Here is a 530-nt window from a genome sequence, read left to right on the forward strand (position 1 = left end):
CATTGTTGCACATTCGCTCAAAGCTTTGCTAGACAATTCTTCCATTTTCTTAGAATCCAAACGTTTCATAAGTGAACGAGTTTGGAGTACTGATGTTGCTGACATAGAGAATTCGTCAAGCCCCATACCCATAAGCAATGGTACAGCAGTTTGGTCGCCGGCCATTTCACCACACATACCAGCCCATTTACCTTCAGCATGAGCTGCTTTGATTACATTGTTAATCAAACGAAGGATTGATGGATTGTAAGGTTGGTAAAGGTAAGAAACTTGTTCATTCATACGGTCCGCAGCCATTGTATATTGGATGAGGTCGTTTGTACCAATTGAGAAGAAATCAACTTCCTTAGCAAATTGATCTGCAAGCATTGCTGCTGCTGGAATTTCAATCATGATACCTACTTCGATACCATCTGCAACTGGAACACCATCAGCAATCAATTTGGCTTTTTCTTCGTCATAAATCTTCTTAGCTGCACGGAACTCAGTTACGAGCGCAACCCCATTTCTTTTATTTTTTACCAATTCTC

1 protein-coding gene is annotated in these 530 nt (G+C 40.8%); it reads right to left on the bottom strand.

What is annotated here, in order from left to right; genetic code table 11:
- Window positions 1–530 (bottom strand): putative PEP-binding protein (locus BAZO_RS11410; RefSeq protein WP_003331673.1); only part of this gene is annotated, 530 nt, incomplete at both ends.

The sequence above is a fragment of the Schinkia azotoformans LMG 9581 genome, assembly GCF_000307855.1.
GTDB classification, from domain to species: domain Bacteria; phylum Bacillota; class Bacilli; order Bacillales; family Bacillaceae_J; genus Schinkia; species Schinkia azotoformans.